Annotated in this window: 14 protein-coding genes; 8 read left to right on the top strand and 6 right to left on the bottom strand. The window is 44.5% G+C overall.

Features of this window, described 5'->3' with window-relative positions; all coding sequences use genetic code 11:
• Nucleotides 1-178: 178 nt before the first annotated feature.
• From LX99_RS07100 to LX99_RS07090, 3 genes are all read left to right on the top strand, one after another.
• Nucleotides 179-1,474 (top strand): DEAD/DEAH box helicase, encoded by a 1,296-nt coding sequence (locus LX99_RS07100; RefSeq protein WP_109607225.1) that lies wholly within the window; start codon nt 179-181, stop codon nt 1,472-1,474.
• Between the two features lie 153 nt (nt 1,475-1,627).
• Complete coding sequence (locus LX99_RS07095) at nt 1,628-3,934, top strand: family 20 glycosylhydrolase (RefSeq protein WP_109607224.1); 2,307 nt, start codon at nt 1,628-1,630, stop codon at nt 3,932-3,934.
• Between the two features lie 21 nt (nt 3,935-3,955).
• Nucleotides 3,956-4,708: a PliI family lysozyme inhibitor of I-type lysozyme gene (locus tag LX99_RS07090; protein ID WP_109607223.1), complete on the top strand. Its 753-nt coding sequence runs from the start codon at nt 3,956-3,958 to the stop codon at nt 4,706-4,708.
• 182 nt (nt 4,709-4,890) lie between these two features.
• Here LX99_RS07090 and LX99_RS07085 read toward each other — a convergent pair whose 3' ends face one another.
• From LX99_RS07085 to LX99_RS07060, 6 genes are all read right to left on the bottom strand, one after another.
• Nucleotides 4,891-7,170 (bottom strand): GH92 family glycosyl hydrolase, encoded by a 2,280-nt coding sequence (locus tag LX99_RS07085; protein ID WP_109607222.1) that lies wholly within the window; start codon nt 7,168-7,170, stop codon nt 4,891-4,893.
• A gap of 105 nt (nt 7,171-7,275) precedes the next feature.
• Entirely contained in the window at nt 7,276-8,790 is a 1,515-nt protein-coding gene (locus LX99_RS07080; RefSeq protein ID WP_109607594.1) for a RagB/SusD family nutrient uptake outer membrane protein, read from the bottom strand.
• Between the two features lie 21 nt (nt 8,791-8,811).
• Nucleotides 8,812-12,216 (bottom strand): TonB-dependent receptor, encoded by a 3,405-nt coding sequence (locus tag LX99_RS07075; RefSeq protein ID WP_109607221.1) that lies wholly within the window; start codon nt 12,214-12,216, stop codon nt 8,812-8,814.
• Between the two features lie 275 nt (nt 12,217-12,491).
• A complete protein-coding gene (locus tag LX99_RS07070) occupies nt 12,492-13,688 on the bottom strand; it encodes a FecR family protein (RefSeq protein WP_109607220.1) in 1,197 nt (398 codons plus the stop codon).
• A 102-nt stretch (nt 13,689-13,790) separates the two neighbouring features.
• Nucleotides 13,791-14,387, bottom strand: coding sequence for an RNA polymerase sigma factor (locus LX99_RS07065; protein ID WP_022829819.1), 597 nt, complete (start codon nt 14,385-14,387; stop codon nt 13,791-13,793).
• A 171-nt stretch (nt 14,388-14,558) separates the two neighbouring features.
• A complete protein-coding gene (locus LX99_RS07060) occupies nt 14,559-15,110 on the bottom strand; it encodes a pyridoxamine 5'-phosphate oxidase family protein (protein WP_109607593.1) in 552 nt (183 codons plus the stop codon).
• 471 nt (nt 15,111-15,581) lie between these two features.
• Between LX99_RS07060 and LX99_RS07055 the strand changes: the two genes are divergently transcribed.
• From LX99_RS07055 to LX99_RS07035, 5 genes are all read left to right on the top strand, one after another.
• On the top strand, nt 15,582-17,171 hold the full coding sequence (locus LX99_RS07055) for an alginate lyase family protein (RefSeq protein ID WP_109607219.1): 1,590 nt from the start codon (nt 15,582-15,584) through the stop codon (nt 17,169-17,171).
• Nucleotides 17,172-17,327: 156 nt separating this feature from the next.
• On the top strand, nt 17,328-19,526 hold the full coding sequence (locus tag LX99_RS07050; RefSeq protein WP_109607218.1) for an outer membrane protein assembly factor BamB family protein: 2,199 nt from the start codon (nt 17,328-17,330) through the stop codon (nt 19,524-19,526).
• A 15-nt stretch (nt 19,527-19,541) separates the two neighbouring features.
• Nucleotides 19,542-19,979: a hypothetical protein gene (locus LX99_RS07045; protein WP_109607217.1), complete on the top strand. Its 438-nt coding sequence runs from the start codon at nt 19,542-19,544 to the stop codon at nt 19,977-19,979.
• Nucleotides 19,980-20,144: 165 nt separating this feature from the next.
• Entirely contained in the window at nt 20,145-20,684 is a 540-nt protein-coding gene (locus LX99_RS07040; RefSeq protein ID WP_146203075.1) for a M15 family metallopeptidase, read from the top strand.
• Between the two features lie 196 nt (nt 20,685-20,880).
• The gene (locus LX99_RS07035; protein ID WP_109607592.1) at nt 20,881-22,089 is read left to right on the top strand and encodes a glycoside hydrolase family 88 protein; all 1,209 of its coding nucleotides are present in this window, start codon (nt 20,881-20,883) and stop codon (nt 22,087-22,089) included.
• The last annotated feature ends 72 nt before the right edge of the window (nt 22,090-22,161 follow it).

Genomic DNA, 22,161 nt, shown 5'->3' with positions numbered 1-22,161 from the left:
AATGCCTGGCAGGCGGTTATTATTTAAACGAATTACACGAATTATTTTATGAATTTGTAAGAGGCCTGGTACACTTGCTTGTAGCCAAAATTGGTGTCATTAGTATCAATTCGTGAAATTAGTGTCTAATAGTTATTAAATTGGTACCTTTGCACCCTCATTTTAAATTTGTATCCTGATGGCGTGGTCTGATAAATTGAAGCTTAATAAACAACTGTTACGTTCTGTAAACGAGGCAGGTTTTGCGAACCCAACCGAGGTGCAGCTTAAATGTATTAACCGTATTATTGGCGGCCAGGATATCATCGCCGTTGGCCCCGAAGGCTGCGGCAAAACCACTACCTATGTTTTAGGTGTTTTAAACCGCTTTAATTACGCGCCCGAAGGTGTACCCCGCATTTTGGTGCTTGTTGCCGATAAAGAACAGGTATTTGCAGTGATTGAACAGTTTAACAAACTCAATAAAAACCAGGCGATCAGGATTGTGCCGCTGTATGTAACTCCGGGTACCGAAGCCCAGATGGACGACCTTGCCGAAGGTGCCGATATTGTGGTGGCCACACCCGATCGCGCACGCGCTATTTATCTGAAGTTAGGCCTCAATTTGAATAAAGTTGACCTGCTGGTTGTTGACAATGCCGACCAGATTGTAGCTAAAGGCCTGCAATTACCTGTTGTTGAGCTGGCTAACAGCATTGACAAAGGCCAGCATCTGGTTTTTACCGAAGTGCTGCATGCCAAGCTTGAGAAAATGATTGCTCCTTTTATGAGGCAGCCGGCTTTGATAGAGGTAGATGAATTTGGCGATGAAGCGGTTGAAACCCATGAACAATTGCTTTACAACGTACCCAATTTTGGCACCAAGCTTAATCTGCTTAATTTATTTATGTACGATGAAGAACTGTTTACCAAAACAGTTTTGTTTGTTAACACGCAAACAACTGCCGAAACTGTTTTTAAAAACTTAAAAAGCCGATTGGGTAAAGGCGTAGCTTATTTTAATCCTAAGTTTTTTGATACCAAAGGTTTTAAAAACATTGATGATTTTAAAGCCGATAATACATCGCGCATACTGATAGTGGTTAACGAAAACCATGATGAGGTTGATTTGACCGGAATCCCCTTTATTATGCAGTTTGACATACCCGAAGATGCGGGTCAGTTTGTCAGCCGCATTAAAAGGTCCGGCTTTCAGGAATCGAACGATACGCTGGCCATTACTTTTGCTACCGATATTGAAATGAGCGCGATGAAGAAGATAGAGCAGCTTATCGGCAAAAAAATCCCTGCTGCACAACTCCCCGAAGATTTGGTTATCATAACGGAGCCTAAACCTAAAAAAACCGAAAAGGAAGATAAAAAGCCTGCAGGAGTTGGTGAAGCTTTCCACGAAAAAAAGGCATCCAACGCTAAAGATTATAACTACAGCGCCAGTTCAAAGGCAAAAATGAATAAGAAGAAAAAACACGGATAAATATCGGCCGCGTTAATTCGAGTGCCCGGCATATGACCTTGTAAGGCGTTAAACTGTACCAATAAGCCGTTAAACTTTTTACACGCCAAAACTTCTTATATTTTTTTAAAATCTTTTATCTTACAGGCCTGTACTAACCTGATAGATATTTATATGTTAAAAAAATCCTCATTAGTGCTGCTGGCATTGCTCGCGGTAGGTTTCACTACGGTTAAGGCCCAACAAAACACCGATCCGAATATGGGCATTATCCCGGCGCCGGTTTCTTTAAAAAAAGCTCCCGGCCAATTTGTTTTAAGCCAGGAAACAACCATCCAGGCCGATACCCCATCAAATAAAGCTGTATTGTTTTTTAAGGATTACCTGGCCAATAACCAGGCCTACAACAAACCTGTTAAGGTTAAAGGCAATGCAACAAGCAATGTAATTACCCTCACCGCCGCCGGAACTGACGGCCTGCCGGCCGAAGGTTACCGTTTAACCATTACGCCGCAGCAGGTAACTATAGCAGGCAAAGGATCAGGATTGTTTTACGGTGTACAAACCCTTTTGCAATTAATGCCGCTTGAACATGCCGCTACCATCAAACTGCCATGTGTACAAATTGAAGATTACCCGCGCTTCGGTTACCGCGGTGCCATGCTTGATGTAGGCAGGCACTTTTTTGGCGTAGAAATGGTAAAAAAATACATCGATCTGCTGGCAGCCTATAAACTCAATACATTTCACTGGCATCTTACCGAAGACCAGGGCTGGCGTATCGAGATCAAAAAATACCCTAAACTAACCCAGATTAGCAGTATGCGCGCTCAAACCCTGATTGGAGGCTACCGCGACCGTACCCCGCAGCAATTTGACGGCACACCTTACGGCGGTTTTTATACACAAGACCAGATTCGCGAGGTGGTAAAATATGCTTCAGACAGGTTTGTGACCATCGTACCCGAAATTGAAATGCCCGGGCACTCGCAGGCTGCTCTGGCGGCCTATCCGGAGTTAAGCTGCGATCCGTCAAAAACCTATAAACCGGCTGAAACCTGGGGCGTATTTAAAGATATTTATTGCCCTAACGAAAAAACGTTTGCCTTTTTACAGGATGTGCTGACCGAAGTAATGGAGCTTTTCCCGAGTAAATATATCCACATCGGTGGCGACGAAGCACCCAAAGATGCCTGGAAAAACTCGGCCTACTGCCAGCAGCTTATCAAAAAATTAAAATTGAAAGATGAGCATGCCCTGCAAAGCTATTTTATACAACGGATTGAAAAATTCCTGAACTCAAAAGGCCGCAGCATTATTGGCTGGGACGAGATCTTAGAAGGTGGCCTGGCCCCTAACGCCACGGTAATGAGCTGGAGAGGCGAGGAAGGCGGCATTGCGGCGGCGCAGCAAAAACATGATGTGATCATGACCCCGGGTAGCCATGGCCTGTATATAGATCACGGACAGGGGAAACCAAGCCAGGAGCCTTTGAGCATAGGCGGGAACGAGCCGCTGTCAAAAATTTACAGCTACGACCCTACCCCCTCGGTGCTATCGCCCGAGCAGCAGAAATACATTAAAGGCGTGCAGGCCAACTTATGGACAGAATATATCGCTACCGACGCCAAAGTACAATTTATGTTACTGCCACGCTTATTAGCGCTTTCGGAAGTAGCGTGGTCGCCGCTCGCTAATAAAAACTATAGCGATTTTGCCGATACCCGCCTACCCGGGCATTTGGCCTGGTTAGATAAAGAGGGGTTGGATTATCACGTACCAACAGCTATTGGCGCCAGCGACACCGTAATGATAGGTAGTACCTTAACGGCTGTATTGAAACCATCGGTAGAAGGTGCAAAGGTTTATTATACTATCGACGGTTATACGCCCCGGGAAACTGACCTCATTTACACAACACCGATAAATTTACAAATCCCGGCCGATCAGTACCGCGAATTACAAACCATTGTGATCACACCGTCGGGAAAACGCAGCAACGTTACCCGTACGGTTGTTTATAATAAGGCACCGATGCCTACGGTTAGTTATACAGGTTCGGCAACAGGTGTAAAATATGTTGTTTACCCGGGTTCGTATACCAGTACGGGGCAATTAGGTGTTATGCCTGCCGACAGTGGTGTAACCAAAACGTTTAATACCGCCGACCTGCGCAAAAGCAAAGGTAAATATGGGGTGATTTATACCGGCTATATCAATATAGATAGCGATGGTAATTACGGCTTCGCAACAGCATCCGCCGGTGGTTCGGTATTATTGATAGACGACCAGACTGTTGTTGATAACGATGGCAAACATACGATGAACGAACAAATGGGTGCCGCACCATTATTAAAAGGTTATCATAAAATAACAGTAAAATACTTTGATCAGGGTAGCGGTCAAAATACTTTGAAAGTGTTTATCACCGCGCCAGGAAAAGCTAAAGCCGAGTTAACGCCCGATACATTATTTAATTAAGCCGATATTATAGCAGATAACATGAACAACAGGTTTTACCTTTTTGCGCTTGCGATAAGCGCGATAACGGCAGGATGCGGCGGCCCTGAAAAAAAACAGGCAACCCTGCCCCCTGCTCCTAAAAAGTCGGAATTAATGAGTCCTTTCAGGTACCATAAACTGATTGAAGTATCGCCGGGCCAGAGTTATGATATTTTAAGCTGGGGCCGCGGCTCGGAAGAAGCAGGCGCGTTCATGATCCTGCATTCCGATTCGGCAGGAATAAAATACACAACCACAACCGGCGATTTAAACGGGGCCATTGTGGACGTATATAATTCGGATATGGATGCTGACGGAAACCCGGAAATTTTGGTGCAAACCAAATCAAAAGATACTGTGAATTATGTATCGGTAGCCGCATTTGAGTTTAACGACAATAAAGCCAACAAGCTTGATTTCCCGAAGCTAACCGGTTCGCAGCGCAAAGGCTACCGCGGAGGTGATAATTTTTATATCAGGGACGGTAAGCTGATACGCGAGTTCCCTATCTATGATGGCGGCGGCAAAGATGCCAAGCCATCCGGCGCAAAACGCCAGTTTGAATACGGCTTGCGCGGAAATGAGTTTACAGTTAAACAGTTGAGTAAAGATTCGACCACCACTGCTGCTAAATCTCCCGCCGAACAGACTGCGAAAAAGGAAGAAAAGAAAACATCCGACAATAAGAAATCGGAAAACAAAAGTTCATCATCATCTTCCTCAAAGAAAAAGCACAAAAGGCATAGGGACTAAGGCATCTCCTTATTTAAATTTGTACACTTGAGTTAATAAACTTATGCTATTTTAAAGCAGGGGTACATTGCGCTAAACCCGCGCCAGTTATGAGTGACAAAATTAACAAAGGCGAGGTGAAACCTCGCCTTTGTTAATTTATAAAATATCCGCTATAGTTTCCCCTTCAGGGGTTTTGGGGGTTACTCCGTAGACAGGGAATACGGCACATCACTTACTTTAGTGCCCCTTGCTTTATTGGGCTGAGGCGCCATGTTAAAGTTAAGCACCGCTCCTTTTTTAAGTTCAGAGTGGCTTAACCAGGTTAAACCATATGGTTTACCGTTAACGCTAAGCGTGTTGATATATTTATTCGCGGGACTGTTATTAGCCGCGTTGATCTCGATCTTTTTACCGTTTTCGAGATTGATAGTTACCTTTTTAAACAGCGGCGTACCCAAAACGTACTGATCGCTGGCTGGTGTTACCGGATAGAAACCCATAGCCGAGAATACGTACCAGGCCGAAGTTTGGCCATTATCCTCATCTCCGCAATAACCATCAGGCGTTGCCTTGTACAGTTTTTCCATAGCATCGCGTACATGGAATTGCGTTTTCCATGGCTCACCGGCATAGTTGTACAGGTAGATCATGTGCTGAATGGGCTGGTTGCCGTGCGCGTACTGGCCCATGTTCATAATCTGCATTTCGCGGATCTCGTGGATGGTTTCGCCGTAATAGCTATCATCAAAAATTGGTGGCATGCTGAATACCGAATCCAGTTTCATGATAAATTTATGACGGCCGCCCATCAAATCAACCAGTCCCTGCATATCCTGGAATACGCTCCAGCTATAGTGCCAGCTGTTGCCCTCGGTAAAGGCATCGCCCCATTTAAACGGGCTGAAAGGCTTTTCAAATGTGCCGTCCTGGTTTTTACCGCGCATCAGCTTGGTTTCCGGATCGAACAGGTTTTTATAGTTCATGGCACGTTTTTTATAAATGCCAATTTCTGATTCCGGCTTGCCCAATGCTTTGCCCAATTTGTAAATGGCAAAATCATCATAAGCATACTCTAAAGTACGGGCAGCATTTTCGTTAATCTTGACATCATAAGGCACATAACCCAATTTGTTGTAATACTCAACACCTTCCCTGCCTGTGGCTTGCGGACCAGCATTGTTGGCGCCATGCACCAAAGCATCCCATAAGGTATTGATGTCGTAACCACGCAAACCTTTCAGGTAGGCTTCAGAAACAACCGAAGCCGAGTTGTTACCGATCATCACTGCGGAATAACCTGGGCTCGACCATTCGGGCAACCAACCGCCTTCTTTGTAATCGTTGATGAGGCCTTCCTGCATCTCTTTGTTGATAGATGGATATACCAGGTTCAGGAAAGGATATAAAGCCCTGAAAGTATCCCAGAAACCGGTACCGGCAAATTTATACCCCGGAAATACTTTACCGGTTGAGGCGCTGTAGTGAACAATTTTATTGTCTTTGTCTATCTCGTACAATTTGTTCGGAAAGAACACCATGCGGTAAAAACAGGAGTAAAAAGTGCGCATCTGATCAACCGATCCGCCTTCAACCTGTAAATGGTTCAGGGTTTGATTCCAGGTATCTTTCGCTTTTTTACAGGTTACGTCAAAGCTGTCTTTACCTTGCTCACGCTCCAGGTTAAGCTCGGCTTGCTCAATGCTGATAAATGACGATGCAACGCGCAAATGCACTTTCTCGCCATGAGTTGTTTTAAAACCAACTAAAGCGCTGGCATGTTCGGCTTTCAACTCCAAACCATCGGCCTGAACGGTATCGCTGAATACATGAGCGTAGGTGATCGGCTTATCTACATAAATAACAAAGTAGTTTTTAAAGTTTTTAAGCGGACCGCGCGCGTATTTGGTTGAGTAGCCAACAATCTTTTTCTGATCGGGCATGATCTTTACGTACGAACCTTTGTTTAAAGCATCGATAACAATGAACGAGCTATCCGTTTTAGGATAGGTAAACCTGAACTGCGCCGAGCGCTCGGTAGGCGTAATCTCGGTAGTTACGTCATGATCGGCCAGGTAAACGCTGTAATAGTACGGCTTGGCGGTTTCAGCTTTGTGCGAGAACCAGCTGGCCCTTTTATCCTGGTTTACCACGGCGTGTTTGGTAACCGGCATAATGGCAAACTGGCCGTAATCATTCATCCATGGAGATGGCTGGTGGGTTTGTTTAAACCCGCGGATTTTGTGGGCATCATACGTGTAGGCCCATCCATCGCCCATGGCGCCGGTTTGCGGTGTCCAGAAGTTCATGCCCCAAGGCAGGGCTATGGCCGGGTAGGTATTGCCGGTAGAAAGATCATAATGCGAATCAGTACCCATCAGCGGGTTAATGTACTCAACGGGATCGGTAACCTTATTTACCTGCTGCGCAAAGGCACCTGCGGCTGAAAGCAGGGAGGTGATAAGTACCAGGGCTTTTTTCATGTGTTAATGTTGATTATGTTTTTGGTTAAACGTTTTACTGGCCGTAAATATAAAAGACCGGCATGGTATTGCCAGTCTTTTATATACTTTATTTATTAAACTTTATTACCAACCGGGGTTTTGGGTAAGCTTATTGTTTGTACTGATCTCACGCTGCGGAATAGGCCACAGGTAATATTGTGCTTTAAAGGTTACCCCTTGTTCGGTTTGCGATGCAGTAGGATCTGCAAAACTGTTTGATTGCGGCAGATAAGCCATATGCGTACGTTGCATGTCAAAATAGGCCTTGTTTTCGTAGGCAAGCTCATGGTAACGTTCTCTCCAGATGGCCTGGCGGAAAGCATCTTTTGACAACCCACTTAAAGCAGGCAACTGAGCACGGGTACGAATGGCGTTAACAGCGGCATAGGCATCGGCGGTTGGCCCGTTAACCTCGTTCGATGCTTCAGCATAAATCAGCTGGGCTTCGGGCAAACGCAGCAGTGTCCAGTTTTCATCGCATTTGCCGCTGATGGCGGTATTGGGAACCGAGCTTTCCACATGGAAATATTTGTAAAGCGCATGCACACCAAAGTTGATAATTTTAGTGGTATCGTCGCTTTGAGGATATTTCGAAAAATAGAACTGCCTTTCCTGGGTACGCAAATCGCCCGCCTCATAGCTGGCCACAAATTGATTTGTAGGGATCATAGCGCCAAGGTGGTCGCCCCATACGCCAACCAACAGGTTAAACGGTACAGTTAACTGCGCTATGGCGTTGGTTGATGTACCTGCAAGGTAATTGATCTGGAAAATCAATTCTGTTTGATTTTTATGCGCGTTATCATGCAGGTAAGCATATTTAGGGAATAGCGAATACCAATCCAAAACAGGCTTCACTTCTTCAGCTGCCTTGGCGTAGTTTTCTGTTTGCTTAAGCGGGAAGCCGGCAGTAGTTAAGTATACGCTTGCCAACAAGGTTTTAACTGCACCTAATGATACACGACCTGTTGCATCAGTGTTAGGCATTCCTGAAGCTTCAGCCGCCTGTAAATCGGCAATAATTTGCTTGTAAACATCAGCTACCGGCGACCTTGAAGGATATAAATCCGGGCTGTTAACTGTTTGGCTCTGCAATATCAGCGGAACATCGCCGTATAGACGTACCAAATGATAATAATAAAATGCCCTAAAGAAATAAGACTCGCCGATCAGCTTCTTTTTCAACCCTTCATCCATCGGGCTAATGCCGGGGATATTTTCAATGGCAAGGTTAGCATTGGCTATGCCCTTATAGCAATTTGACCATACAGTTTCAAAGCCTGGGTTAACAGGATCGGTACGCTGATTGATCACGTTACCGTTGTTAACGCTCTGCCCTAACGAGGTGGCGTGCCCGGCAAACAATTCCATCGTGATAAACGGACTTTCACCATAGGCATCGCCATTTTGAAAAAAGTACATTACCTGGTATAAACCATTAACAAAGGTTTGTGCCTGGTTTGCGCTTTGAAAATAATTACTCTTAACAAAGTTGCCTTTATTTTTTTCATCAAGGTATTTTTTACATCCGCTGCTTAATGCAACAGTAAGGATAAGTAAAAAAGCCCCTGCACTATATTTTCTAAAATTAAATTTCATAACTGTACGTTTTAACATTAATTAAAGACTAACATTTAAGCCCAACAGGAAAGTACGTGGTTTTGGATAATCATAAAACTGGATACCCTGGGTAAAGTTGCTCGACCCGTTATAAGTTGAAACCTCCGGATCATAACCGGTATATTTGGTGATCAGGAACAGGTTTTGAGCTTGCGCGTAAATACGCAGGCGGCTTAGTTTTATTTTCTTAACCAGTTTATCATCAAAAGTATAACCCAGAGTTACCGCTCTGCCGCGGATAAAGTTTCCGCTTTCCACTTTGGTTGAGTAGATCTCGGTTTGATAACGCACATAAGCTGGTCTCCACTGTGCAATGCTGGTATTTTGATTTGTTGGTGTCCAGGCGTTTAATACGGTAGCATAACTATTCGCTTGTCCGGTACGGTCCTGGCCCGAATGGCGGGTAAGGTTCATAATCTGGTTTCCATAGTTAAATTGCAGATCTACGCCCAGATCAATATGCTTATAACGGAAGTTATTGCTGAATGTACCATAACCATCCGGAATAGATTTGCCAAGTACCACCTTATCATCGGCATTAACCTTACCATCGTTATTGGTATCCTGAATTTTCAAATCGCCGGGAAGCAAGCCATATTTAGCAGCCTCGGCGGCTTCGGCAGTGCCCCAGGTACCTAATACTTTATAACCATAATAACTTCCCGCAGGTAACCCTACGCGCATTAAGTTAAACTGCGAAAGGAACGTTGGCGCCAGGAAGATATCATCGTTTGACGCGCCCAGTTTAAGGATTTTGTTTTTAAGGAACGAAATATTGAAAGCGGTATTCCAGCTGAAATCCGCCGACTGAACCGGTGTTGCATTAATGGTAATCTCGATACCTTTGTTCTGGATGCTGCCGATATTCTTCAAAACGCTGCTAAAGCCACTTGTTTCGGGCAGCGGAGCATCAAGCAATAAGGCCTGCGTTTTTTTCAGGTAGGCATCTGCCTCAATGTTTAACCTATTGTTGAATAAACCCAGTGAAAAGCCCAAATCGTACTCACGGGTTTTTTCCCACTGCAGGTCTTCGTTGCCGATAGAGGTTTGGCTGGTACCTACGGCCGGCGCGCCGCCAAACACATAGTTTACAGTGCTGATATTGGCCAGCGAACGATACTCACCAATCTCTGAGTTACCGGTTAAACCATAGCTTAATCTTACTTTTAAGTCGGAAATAGTTTTGTTATCCTTCAGGAAATCTTCCTGCGATACACGCCACGCTAATGCTGCCGAAGGGAAAAAACCATATTTTTTATTGGTACCAAAACGCGACGATCCGTCTTCACGACCGGTTACTGTCAACAGGTATTTATCGTGGTAGCTATAGTTCAACCTGCCAAAAAATGATTGCATTTGCCATGCATCATAGTTTGAGCCCGGGCGGCCGGGTACAATACCCGCACCGAGGTTATAATACTGGTAAAAATCGTCAGACAGCGTACTGGTTGAAGCACTAAGGCCTACCTGCGCGAAATTCTGCCGCTCAACACCTAATACTACATTTAACGAATGTACCTTATTGAAGGTTTTATTATAGGTAAAGTAGTTTTGCCATTGCCAAAAGGTATTGTTGTTTTCGCTTATAGAAGCGTTGCTATAGCTTTGGTCAATAAGTGAACCGCCCACCAGGCTTGAGTTGAAACTTGGAAAGTAGTTTGCCGCGGTTGTAACGCCAACCACTGTACGGAATTCTAACTCTGGTAAAATGGAGATGTTGGCATAAGTATTGCCGCTGAAAATCCTGTTTTTAGTAAGCGACTGGATCTCGTTGGCCTGCGCAACCGGATTATCACCGCCCTCAAGGTTAGGATAGTCGGTACGTTTACCATAAGTGCCATCCGGATACCTGATCGGGATAAAAGGAACCATCTCAATCAACATACGGGGAATGTTATTACCACCTGTACCCTGGCCCTGGTTACGGCCCTCCTGGTAGTTATAATTCAGGGTAGCCCCTACTTTCAACCACGGTTTTACTTGATGATCGAGCGTTAAACGTGCGTTATAACGTTTCAGGAAGCTATTGATAATGATACCTTCGTCATCAACATAGTTGAGAGATAAACCATACGTAAGTTTTTCAGTCCCGCCGGTAAACCTCAGGTTATGGTTCTGGCTAACAGCTGAACGGGTTGTGGCTTTCTGCCAGTCAACATCATACAGCGGATTGAGGTTTTTATCAAACAATTTGCCTATTAACGCGGTGCGTTGTAATACAGGGTTACGGCTTGCATAATTACCGGCCGCCCACCCGGCAGGGTCGTATTTCTGAATATTGGCATACGACTGATCCTCTACCTCCATAAACTGCTTTGAGTTTAGCACCGGGATCTCCTTTGCCATATTGCTTACGCTCACATAACTATCGTAATTAACTACACCATCACCTTTTTTGCCTCTTTTGGTGGTTACCAGGATTACACCGTTTGCGCCACGGGTACCATAAATGGCGGTAGAAGAAGCGTCTTTCAGTACGTTAATAGTTTCGATGTCGTTAGGATTAATGGAATTTCCACCTTCTGTCCAAACAACACCATCAACCACATAAAGCGGGTCGGTATTGGTATTGATAGAGCTGTAACCGCGGATCCGTACCTTGGTGTCGCCGCCCGGCGCACCCGAGTTAACGGATACGTTAACGCCGGCTATTTTACCGGCAAGTTCCTGTTCAAGGTTGGTTTGCGGGCGCTCCTGGAGTTCCTTTGATCCTACGCTACCAACCGAGCCGGTTAAATCAACTTTTCTGGCTGTACCATAACCAACAACTACAACTTCACTCAATGCTTTAGGTTCTTCGGCTAAGGTAACGTCAAGCTGGGTTTTGCCCGCAATAGGAACTTCCTTGGCTGTATAACCGATAAATGTAAATACCAGGGTACCGTTGCCATCGGGCGCAGTAATATTATATTTACCATTGATATCTGTTTGTACGCCAACGTTCGTGCCTTTCACCTTAACGGTAACCCCCGGAAGCGGTCCTTTGGCATCGCTTACCGTACCTGTAATTTTAACCGGATCAACGGCTGCCTGGGTAACAGCCTGCTCGTCCTTCTTCTTTACAACAATGGTTTGATCAAAAATTTTGTAAGTAAGCGGCTGATCTTTAAAGCATTGATCAAGCGCAATTTGAATAGATACGTTTGCAACCTCGATGTTGATGGCACCGGCTTTTGCAACATCCTGCTTATCATACATAAAGTGATAACCGGTTTGTTTTTCTATCGAGCGGAGTACTTTTTCAACGGTGGAGTTTTTTTGGTGCAAGGTAACTATCTGGCTATAACTTTTGGCGCTTACATGGGCAAGGGCCGCAATTATAATAAAGGCAGTTAGCTTCATGGCCAATATAAATTTGCGTAATTGAGGCCATGCCAAAGGCGTGGCCTTAGAATTAAAATTCATAAGTTTGTAGAGTTTGGGTTAAACATTAACTTTCAATTCATCGATTGTACTTTTTTGGGACCCAGATCATTACGCCGGGGAAGTACTGCGAATACTCCCCGGTTTTTTTATCGTGGTAAATGAGGTTCAAAAAGCGTGTTTATGCACTCAGTAAACCGTTTTACCAGTATGATCCCAAACGCTGCGGCTAACTTGTTTTGGGTATTTCTTCCATCATAGGGTTGTTTAAATTGTTAACAATTGGTTGTTTAATATAGTAGGTTATTATATAGCGGTTATTGCAGCACTGTGATGTGCATATTTTCAATTTTAAACTTTACACCGGCGTAACTCAGCATATTGAGCAATTGCGATACCTTTACATTGCGCGATATCCGACCGGTAAATTGGCGTTGGGGTATTTTTCCCTCGTAGCTCACGTCAACATCATACCAGCGTACGGCCTGGCGCATAATAGCGTCGATCCCGATGCCGTTAAATTGAAAAATGCCGTCTTTCCAGGCTGTTACCTCATCTACATCTATATCGTTCAGCACTTTCATCCTTCCCTTTTTGTTTAGTACGGCCTGCTGCCCGGGTTTTAAAACACCGCTTTCACCGCCACTATTTATTTTTACAGCGCCCTCAAGCAGGGTGGTTTTCATTTCGGCTTCGTCATTATAAGCCATTACATTAAAATGGGTGCCCAATACCTCTATAGTGGTTTGGTTACTCTTAACCAAAAAAGGCATATTATGGTTTTTAGCCACTTCAAAGTAGGCTTCGCCGGTAATACTTACATCACGTGTTTTACCGGTAAAAAATGTCGGGAAACTTAATGACGACGCCGAGTTGAGACAAACTTTACTCCCATCAGGCAAAATCAACTGGTACTGCCCGCCGCGGGGGGTGCTTATGGTATTAATCTGCGGCGTGGTAGTTGTTTCGCCTTCGGTGTTATATACGAGTTGCCCGTTACGGGTTTTGTTTATCCGGGTTGTGCCCTGCCGGGCCAGTAAACCATTTCGGGCACTATCAAGCGTAATGGTTTTACCATTGGCCAGTGTAAGTATAGCTTTATTTCCACCGGGCAACGCGTCATTTTTGGGCTGATTGCGCGCTATATCTTTTTTTGATACTACGGCTTTTTTCTGGCTGTGAAAAATATAGGCCCCCAAGCCAACCAAAATCAAAAATGAAGCGGCCACACCCAATTTCTTCCACTGCGAGCTGTTATTGCGTCCACCAGAAATTTCGGTTTGCGGTGCCTGTTCTTTTAAAATATGATCAAGCATATCCCGGCTTTTTTCAAAACTAAAAAGCGTCGTTTCTTCTCCCGAATTATCCCAGGCCTGTTGAATGAGCGCGGCAAGTTCGACATCGTTTGCAGATGAATGGATGAGATCAAAAAGCTCATCACGTTCATCGGGCGTAGCAATGCCTTTGTAGTATTTATCGAATAAATAGTTAAGCCTAACGTAAAGTTCGCTCATAGTAAGTGTTTTTCGCAGTGCTGTAGTATAATTGGCTACCTGAGTTTGGGGCAGAACTCATTTACATGACACCAACCGGATAAAAAAGGGGGTATCGTTTTTTTAAAAAAAACAAAAAAATTGAATGATGCCCAAAATAAGCGCGATAGCATCCATGTGCTCATGCACATAATCCTTTATTGAAGTAGTAGCAATCTGCAGGTATTTTTTCACGGTTTCGCGCGAAAGCTCCATCTGATCGGCTATTTCGTGATATTTTAAACGGTTATGCCTACTCATAAGGTAAACTTTTTGCTGCTGCGGGGGCAGGTGATCAATAGCTTCATCAATTAAATTATAATATTGATCAGCATCCTGGCTGTCAGTTTTAAAGGGCACCATGTTTGATGCTTCGAGTTTTTTTAACAAAAGCTGTTCCTTAACAACTTTGCGCAGGCAATTCAGCGCATGGTTTTTTGAAATAACAAATAAATAGGCTTTGAAATTATCTACGCGCGACAGCGTTTCGCGGCTCATCCAAATTTTCAGAAACACATCCTGCACAACTTCTTCGGCCAATTCGGTTGATTGGGTAATGCGGAAAATATGCATACCTAAACGCTGGTGGTAAATTGCAAACAGGCGGCGAAAGGCAAATTCATTACCCTCGGCAACCTGCATAAGCAGTTCCTTCTCATTTGATTGAGTAATTTCAAACATAGGTTGATCTTGGTGTTGCAAATATTATAAAATTCGCAGTATTTGCAACATAATAATTATGCTGATAAAACGATTTTATAACTATAAAGCAACAGAAATGTTTGAATCTTTTTTTTACAAAAACCAAATGCCTTAGTGTTTAACTAATAAGCATGTATTAAATACGCTACATTAATACAAGGGCGTTGGTAACCCATCCAAGCTAATCCGGTTTTTCTGTTGCTTATAGTCGGCCAGCCCTTGTTCTCCTTTGGTTTTGGCCCATTTTACAGCATAGTCGCGTTCTCCAATATAATCGTAAAGGGGTACGCTGAAGCCGCAGGATGTTTGTACTAAATCAATATCAGCCACAATAATTTGTCGTGTGGCAATATGGCCTGCAAAGTTAGGAGCCAGATCATTCCATTCCTGGTTATTCCCGTCGGGCAGCACACTCCTCCCCTTTCCGTAAAAGCGCAGAATATTTGGGGGGCCGTCAAAAGCGCAGAACATAAAGGTAATGCGGCCATTATCTAACAGATGCGCGGCTGTTTCATTGCCCGAACCAATAATATCCAGATAAGCCACCTTAGTATTTGAAAGTACCCGGAAACTGGCATTATCCTTCGGCGACAGGTTAACATGCCCGTTAGCGAGCATTGGCGCTGTAGCTACGAAAAAGATTTTTTGATGCGCCACAAAATCCTTATGCTGTTCAAGTATCTCGTTAAAAAACTTGCCCATAATTAACAGGTTTAACTTCAATATATTCAAACTTAACAATTATCAGGTTAAACCAATATTAAAATTACGATAGCTGATGTGTATTTTGTTTTATCAATACAACTCTGTTTTAAAATCAGGAGAACCCGTATGATGATGATCGGCATTTCTCCTCTAAAACAACACTACAACGCTTTTTTTCTCATCTTAAAATTTCATTTTCCCGGCTACGATGGTTATTATGAGTGTCGTTTTCAGCCGCCTTACACTAAGCGTTAAGCAACTATACATCAATAAGTTACTAAAACGTTGTAGTAAATAAATTCTCTCAAAAGCTATATTCTATTCACCCGGTTCAATAGTTTTGGATTATTGAACACGTTGGTTTTCAGCCATCATTGTTTTCTCCTGTAATCCTGCCCCCTCGGAATAAGCCGGAGAAATAACGCCTTAGCAATTAACTACATCTTATAAACCAAATATTACCATTTTATGAAAAGAAGCAACTTTTTTTACAGGCTGTGCTTTATGCTGCTCACAGGCACGGCTGTAATTTTCACACAGTGTAAAAAATCATCATTGGGCACTAAAGCGTTTGCCGCAAATACCGAAAAAACTACGGTAACCCGCTCGGTAACCTCGTTTGTGCACCCGGGTGTATTAAATACTGCGGCCAATCTTGATCTGATACGCAACCAGGTAAACAGCGGCGACGCCTCCCGCACTGCAGCTTACCAAAAAGTGATCGATTTTATTAACAACAACCCAATGCCTACGCAATTTTATTCTACGGTATATGTAGGATCTAACGGGCATACCAGTCCCTCAAAATCGCAGATCAGAAAAGATGCAATCCTTGCTTACGCGCTGGCTTTACGCTTTGCCAAAACAGGTGATACCCAGTGGTCTGATAAATGTAAGTTTATCCTGAACGGCTGGGCATCTACTTTTCAAAACTACGCGCCTATCGATGCCTCAGACAACCCGCATCAATCAGATCTTGAGGCTTCGTGGACAACACCAAGCTTTGTCGCCGCCGCCGAGATCATCCGTTACTATCAGCCGGGAGGCGTATCTGCCAACTGGGCCGCTTCAGAAATTACCACGTTTACCAATTACCTCAACAACGTTAAGGATAACTATATCAATCATACTTTCGGCGGTTATGGTTACAACTATAATAACAACTGGAATGTATCGGCAGGTTATGCAAAAATGGCTGTAGGGGTGTTTTTAAACAGCGCAACTGTGTTTAACGATGGCGAAAACCAGCTCAATATCACCTTGCCGGCCATGATCAATACCGACGGCACCATGCCCGAAGAATGCGACCGTACCGATTGCGTACATTATCAATACTCGCTAACAGGTTTCACCTTCGCTGCCGAAATAGCATTGATGCAGGGAGACAATTCCCTTTACGCCGCCTTGTCAAACAGGATCAGTTCGGGGTACGATTTCATGTACCGCTCTTTTTTTCAAAACATTACCTGCGATTATTGCTCAACTTCAAGCGCGGTTTATCCGGGTCTGGAGGTTGCCTATCATCACTACGGCACATCTAACATGAATGCCCTGCGCACCGTAAACGGAAATGCAACCCCGGTTTATGCGCCTGCCGACAACACTTTTCTGGGTTTTACAACCTATACACACTATAATGTTGGTGGCGGAAACACAACGCCCCCACCGTCAAATAACCCGCCCATAGGCACTGTGATTTCACTTAAAGGTTTTAACGGCAAATATGTAAGCGGCGAAAACGGCACCCAGGCCATGACCTGCACCCGCGCCACAGCGGGCGACTGGGAGCATTTTACCGTACTTGATGCCGGTGACGGTAAAGTATACCTGCGCAGTATGGGTAAGTATGTGTCATCAGAAAACGGTACGCAGGCCATTACCTGTAACCGCACTACGCCCGGCGACTGGGAAAAATTTACCTGGGGCGTAAATGCCGATGGTACCATAACGCTGCAGGGCTTCAACGGCAAATTTGTTTCGAGCGAGAATGGCACACAAGCCATGACCTGTACACGTACTACGGCTTCGGGCTGGGAATCATTCGGGCTTAACCAATAATTCGCCCACAGTTATAGCTGCCATGCCATAGTCCTGACCCGGGCTATGGCTTTTTATTGAATGCATGTTGCGGTCTTGTATTTAATCAGATAAATAATAGCTTTATAACAAATTAAGTTAACGCTCCTCTGCGTTCTGTAAACCAATTTTTAACCGATGAAAATTAAACTGCTCCCATTGCTTTGCTTCGCGATATTAATTTATGCATCCTGTAAGCAGGATTCAACCCAAACTGAACCTTACAGCGGCTGGCCGGCTTATGCGGGATCAAAAGAAGGAATCCGGTATTCATCAAATCAGGAAATTACAAAGGCTAATGTTGGGCAGCTAAAACAGGTTTGGGTTTACAGCACGCACGATAAAGACACGGCTAACCTCAGCCAAAACCAGTGTAACCCTATTATGGTTGATGGCATTTTGTATGGTACCAGCCCTAAACTGAAGTTGTTTGCCCTAAACGCGGCTACCGGCGAACAGAAGTGGCTTTTCGATCCCGCAAAAGATGACACCACCAATAACGGCGATCCTATGGCTTATTACAAGGTAAGCCGGGGCGTAATTTACTGGCAAAACAATAATGGGGGCGAGAAACGAATTTTTTATAGCGTAGGCGCTAAAACATGGGCCATTGATGCAGAAACCGGCAATCCGGTTCGGTCGTTTGGTAACAAGGGCTATATCGATTTAACCAAAGATCTCGGCCGCGATACCAAATCGTTTGTGGCAGGCACCACACCCGGTGTTGTTTACAAGGATCTGCTGATTGCAGGCACGCGCGTGTCCGAATCGGCCGATGCCGCACCGGGGCATGTGCGGGCGTATGATACCCGTACCGGGAAACTGAGATGGATTTTTCATACCATCCCGCAACCGGGCGAGCCGGGCTATGAAACATGGCAGGACACTACCGCATATAAAAAGTTTGGCGGGGCCAACAGCTGGGCAGGCATGGCACTTGATGAAAAGCGGGGAATAGTTTATATACCTACGGGCTCTATCGGCGGCGATTTTTACGGCGGTTACCGTAAAGGGATGAACCTGTACGGTAACTCCTTACTGGCGCTGGATGCCGCTACCGGGAAGTTGAAATGGCATTTCCAGGTGGTACATCATGATTTGTGGGACCGCGACCTGCCTGCCAACCCCAATTTGGTAAGCATCGTAAAAAACGGTAAAAAGATTGATGCCGTGGCACAGATTACCAAGCACGGTTATATTTTTTTATTCGACAGGACCAATGGAAAGCCTGTTTTTCCGATAGAGGAAAAAACTGTACCCACCAAAGCCCTGCCGGGTGAAGCGCCCTGGCCTACACAACCAATCCCAACCTTGCCGCAGCCATTTGCCCGGCAAATGTTTAACCCCGAAGACGTAACAGACCGTAACCCCGAAATACATGCCGAAATGCTGGCGAAATATAACCGGGTTAAAAATCGTGTTATGTTTACCCCTCCTGCTAAAGAAGGCGGCTGGATCTTCCCCGGTTTTGACGGCGGCGGCGAATGGGGAGGTGCGGCTGTTGATCCCGAAACAAAAATACTGTACGTAAACTGCTCGGAAATACCCTGGGCGCAGGTGATGATAGATGTACCTAAAACCCCGGTAAATGATAATTCGCCGCAGGCTATGGGACATACAGTTTACAACACCAATTGTATCGGTTGCCACGGCGCCGGTTTGAAAGGTAACGGAACATCCTATCCGTCGCTGGTAAACATCGGTAAAAAGTATAGCGCCGCGCAGTTAAACGGTATTATTACCAATGGGCGCAACATGATGCCTTCGTTTAAACAAATTTCGGCTACAGATAAAAAGAACCTGCTGGCTTTCCTCCTCAAAATTCCCGGTGCTGCTGCCACTAAACACATTGATAAAGAACCCGTAAATAAGCGGGCGGTTAGCTCAGCACTGGAGAGGAAAGTGGTTGATGAAGTGCCCTATGCAATGAACGGCTACAACCGTTTTTTGGATAAAGATGGTTACCCCGGTATAAAACCGCCCTGGGGAACATTGAATGCTGTTGATTTAACCTCAGGCAAATTACTGTGGAAAGTACCCCTGGGGGAATATGCCGAATTAAGCAAAAAAGGCACACCGGTTACCGGTACCGAAAACTATGGCGGCCCGCTGGTTACCAAAGGTGGTTTGGTATTTATTGCCGCCACCAAAGATGAAAAAATCCGTGCTTTTGATAAGCGTACCGGCAAAGTGGTTTGGGAAGCGCAGTTACCGGCTGCCGGTTATGCAACCCCGGCCACTTACGCCATTAATGGTAAACAATACATTGTGATAGCCTGCGGCGGCGGAAAAATTGGAAGTAAGTCGGGAGATAGCTATGTTTGTTTTGGATTGTAGAATAAAAAGCTAACTATGGATTTGTTTGAAAGCGTTTTTGAATTATACGAACAGGTGAGGTTAAAAGCCGAAACCGATTTTCAGGATCTGATTAAAACCCAGTACACGCAGCAATGCTACAGCGACAACGGCGCGTTTTGCCTGGTATTGGAGATTTCGGTTTTGAAAAACAGTTCGGAGGATGACTACGGCCTGTTGCTTTCCATAAACGCGCAAACAGAACCCAACCATGGCGGCGTTAAGCATGACACACCGGGAATTTATCTCGTAGCAGAATTGCTTAGCGGTGATCATCAGCACCTTGAAACCACCGAAGAACTATTTTTCGACCCGGCTAATGAAGCTGAAGTTGAATTGGCTTTTAGTAAGATAGCTCAGTTTATTAAGCCTTTAACAGCTAACATCAGTTTAATACTGGCTAATCGTTATGATGTGCAGCCGGCAGGCGCGTAGTGGCAGGTTAAGGTGTAAAAAAAGCGTTTGTTATTTATATTGATTTACCCGCAAAAATACCGTGTTTTAACGGGTTGATCAATAAGGCTTGTGTTGGTATATTTATATCAACTTAAACTTATTAAAATTTACAATAACCATTCACAACCTTTAACACACCAAGCCATGTCATTATTAGATTCATTACTACCTGCCTTTAAAGACAAAGTTGTTCAGCTTTTAGCAAACTGTGCTGCTTTGGGTTACGAAATGCGTCCTAACGAGGGCTTACGTTCTCCGGTTAAACAGGGTTTATACTGGCGCCAGTCACGTACTAAAGCCCAGATTGACGAAAAGATAGAATACCTGCAAGCTCACGGAGCACCTTTTCTTGCAGATTGCATTATTAAGGCGGGGCCGCATGATGGGCCCGAAATTACCAAATCAATCCCTGGCATGTCATGGCACCAATGGGGCGAAGCTATTGACTGTGTATGGATTGTGAACGGACATGAAGAATGGTCCACATCGAAGGTTGTAAACGGGCACAACGGCTACGTTGTTTATGCTAACGAGGCAAAAAAACTGGGCTTAACCGCCGGCGGCCTCTGGACCTCATTTAAAGACTGGCCGCATGTGCAGTTTCATTCGGCACCGAGCCCGGCCGGTAATTACTCGTTGCAACAGATTAATGATATTATGAAGCAGCGCTTTTCATTAACATAAAGAAAACTGCTTGTTTATAACGATTGTGCCGGCCGGTAATCTGCAAACGCTGTCGGCACAATCATCATACTATATCGTTGTAGTAGAAAAATATGGCCGCTCCGGATTGAACCGCTTGTTTTTATAAAGGTAAAATCTGCACTTTTATAACCTCAAGCATGTTTGTAGAAGCATGCAAACCAGTTATACAATAGCCATGAAATATAAAAACCTGCGATTGCCGTTTTTGGCCCTGTTTTTAACCTTTATAAGTTCGGCGGTACTTGCCCAAAACACTTTTAAGCCGAAAAAAGATGTTTTAGCGACGATCAAAAAAAACTTTGCTGATGCCGACATCCAGTATAAGTACATGGCTAAACAATTTACTGATGGCCGGTTCCCCAAAACTTACCACCCCGATAAAGATCAATTTGAAACCAGCAACTCCGGCTGGTGGTGCAGCGGTTTTTACGCAGGCTCTTTATTAAAGCTATACGAGGCAACAAAAGATACCGCTTTACTTACGCAAGCCAACCATAATTTAAAAGGGCTGGAAAAAGAGCAGTTTAATAAAACTACCCACGACCTTGGTTTTATGATGTATTGCAGCTTTGGCAATGCCAACCGTATCGAACCGAAACCTGCGTATAAAGAAATCATAATCAATAGCGCTAAATCATTATCAACCAGGTTTAACCCAAATGTTGGCTGTATCCTTTCATGGAACTCCAAACCCGATGACTTTTTGGTAATCATCGATAACATGATGAACCTCGAGCTACTTTTTAACGCTACCAAATTAACCGGCGATTCGAGTTTTTATAAAATAGCGGTTGCCCATGCCAATACCACCATCAAAAACCATTACCGGCCCGATTTCAGTTCATACCACGTAATTAATTACGATCCAAAAACAGGCGCCGTAAAAGAAAAGAAAACAGCCCAGGGTTTTGCTAATGAATCGGCCTGGGCCCGCGGGCAATCATGGGGTTTGTACGGTTTTACGGTAACGTACCGCGAAACCAAAGACAAAAAATACCTGAACCAGGCAAAGGGCATCGCTCATTTTTTACTGAGTAACCCTAATTTACCTGCAGATAAAATCCCCTATTGGGATTATAATGCCAACAATATTCCGAATGCCCTTCGCGATGCTTCGGCCGCGGCCATCATGGCCTCTGCCCTTTTGGAGCTTTGCCGTTACGTTGATAAAAAAGATGGGCAGGAGTATTTCAATGTGGGGCAAACCATCATCAGGAATTTATCATCCCCAAAATATAAAGCTGATCTGAACACCAACGGGGGCTTTATCTTAAAGCACAGCGTTGGGCATTTCCCGGCAGGCACCGAAATTGATGTACCTTTAACTTACGCCGATTACTATTTTATTGAAGCGATGCAGCGCTATCAGGAATTTGCCCAATAATGCTACAGTAAATATAACTTTCGGTCATAGCAGCTTGGCACGTTTATTAACAGTATTGCTGTCATTATCACC

It is taken from the genome of Mucilaginibacter oryzae (assembly GCF_003148845.1).
In the GTDB taxonomy this organism is placed as follows: Bacteria; Bacteroidota; Bacteroidia; order Sphingobacteriales; family Sphingobacteriaceae; genus Mucilaginibacter; species Mucilaginibacter oryzae.
Note: the sequence above shows the minus strand (reverse complement) of the source record. Positions and strands in the feature narration are given on the sequence as shown.

What these genes read in the sequence shown, in the direction of transcription:
- LX99_RS07100 (WP_109607225.1), top strand. Translation starts at nt 179, where the DNA reads ATGGCGTGGTCTGATAAATTGAAGCTTAATAAACAACTGTTACGTTCT.
- LX99_RS07095 (WP_109607224.1), top strand. Translation starts at nt 1,628, where the DNA reads ATGTTAAAAAAATCCTCATTAGTGCTGCTGGCATTGCTCGCGGTAGGT.
- LX99_RS07090 (WP_109607223.1), top strand. Translation starts at nt 3,956, where the DNA reads ATGAACAACAGGTTTTACCTTTTTGCGCTTGCGATAAGCGCGATAACG.
- LX99_RS07085 (WP_109607222.1), bottom strand. Translation starts at nt 7,170, where the DNA reads ATGAAAAAAGCCCTGGTACTTATCACCTCCCTGCTTTCAGCCGCAGGT.
- LX99_RS07080 (WP_109607594.1), bottom strand. Translation starts at nt 8,790, where the DNA reads ATGAAATTTAATTTTAGAAAATATAGTGCAGGGGCTTTTTTACTTATC.
- LX99_RS07075 (WP_109607221.1), bottom strand. Translation starts at nt 12,216, where the DNA reads ATGAATTTTAATTCTAAGGCCACGCCTTTGGCATGGCCTCAATTACGC.
- LX99_RS07070 (WP_109607220.1), bottom strand. Translation starts at nt 13,688, where the DNA reads ATGAGCGAACTTTACGTTAGGCTTAACTATTTATTCGATAAATACTAC.
- LX99_RS07065 (WP_022829819.1), bottom strand. Translation starts at nt 14,387, where the DNA reads ATGTTTGAAATTACTCAATCAAATGAGAAGGAACTGCTTATGCAGGTT.
- LX99_RS07060 (WP_109607593.1), bottom strand. Translation starts at nt 15,110, where the DNA reads ATGGGCAAGTTTTTTAACGAGATACTTGAACAGCATAAGGATTTTGTG.
- LX99_RS07055 (WP_109607219.1), top strand. Translation starts at nt 15,582, where the DNA reads ATGAAAAGAAGCAACTTTTTTTACAGGCTGTGCTTTATGCTGCTCACA.
- LX99_RS07050 (WP_109607218.1), top strand. Translation starts at nt 17,328, where the DNA reads ATGAAAATTAAACTGCTCCCATTGCTTTGCTTCGCGATATTAATTTAT.
- LX99_RS07045 (WP_109607217.1), top strand. Translation starts at nt 19,542, where the DNA reads ATGGATTTGTTTGAAAGCGTTTTTGAATTATACGAACAGGTGAGGTTA.
- LX99_RS07040 (WP_146203075.1), top strand. Translation starts at nt 20,145, where the DNA reads ATGTCATTATTAGATTCATTACTACCTGCCTTTAAAGACAAAGTTGTT.
- LX99_RS07035 (WP_109607592.1), top strand. Translation starts at nt 20,881, where the DNA reads ATGAAATATAAAAACCTGCGATTGCCGTTTTTGGCCCTGTTTTTAACC.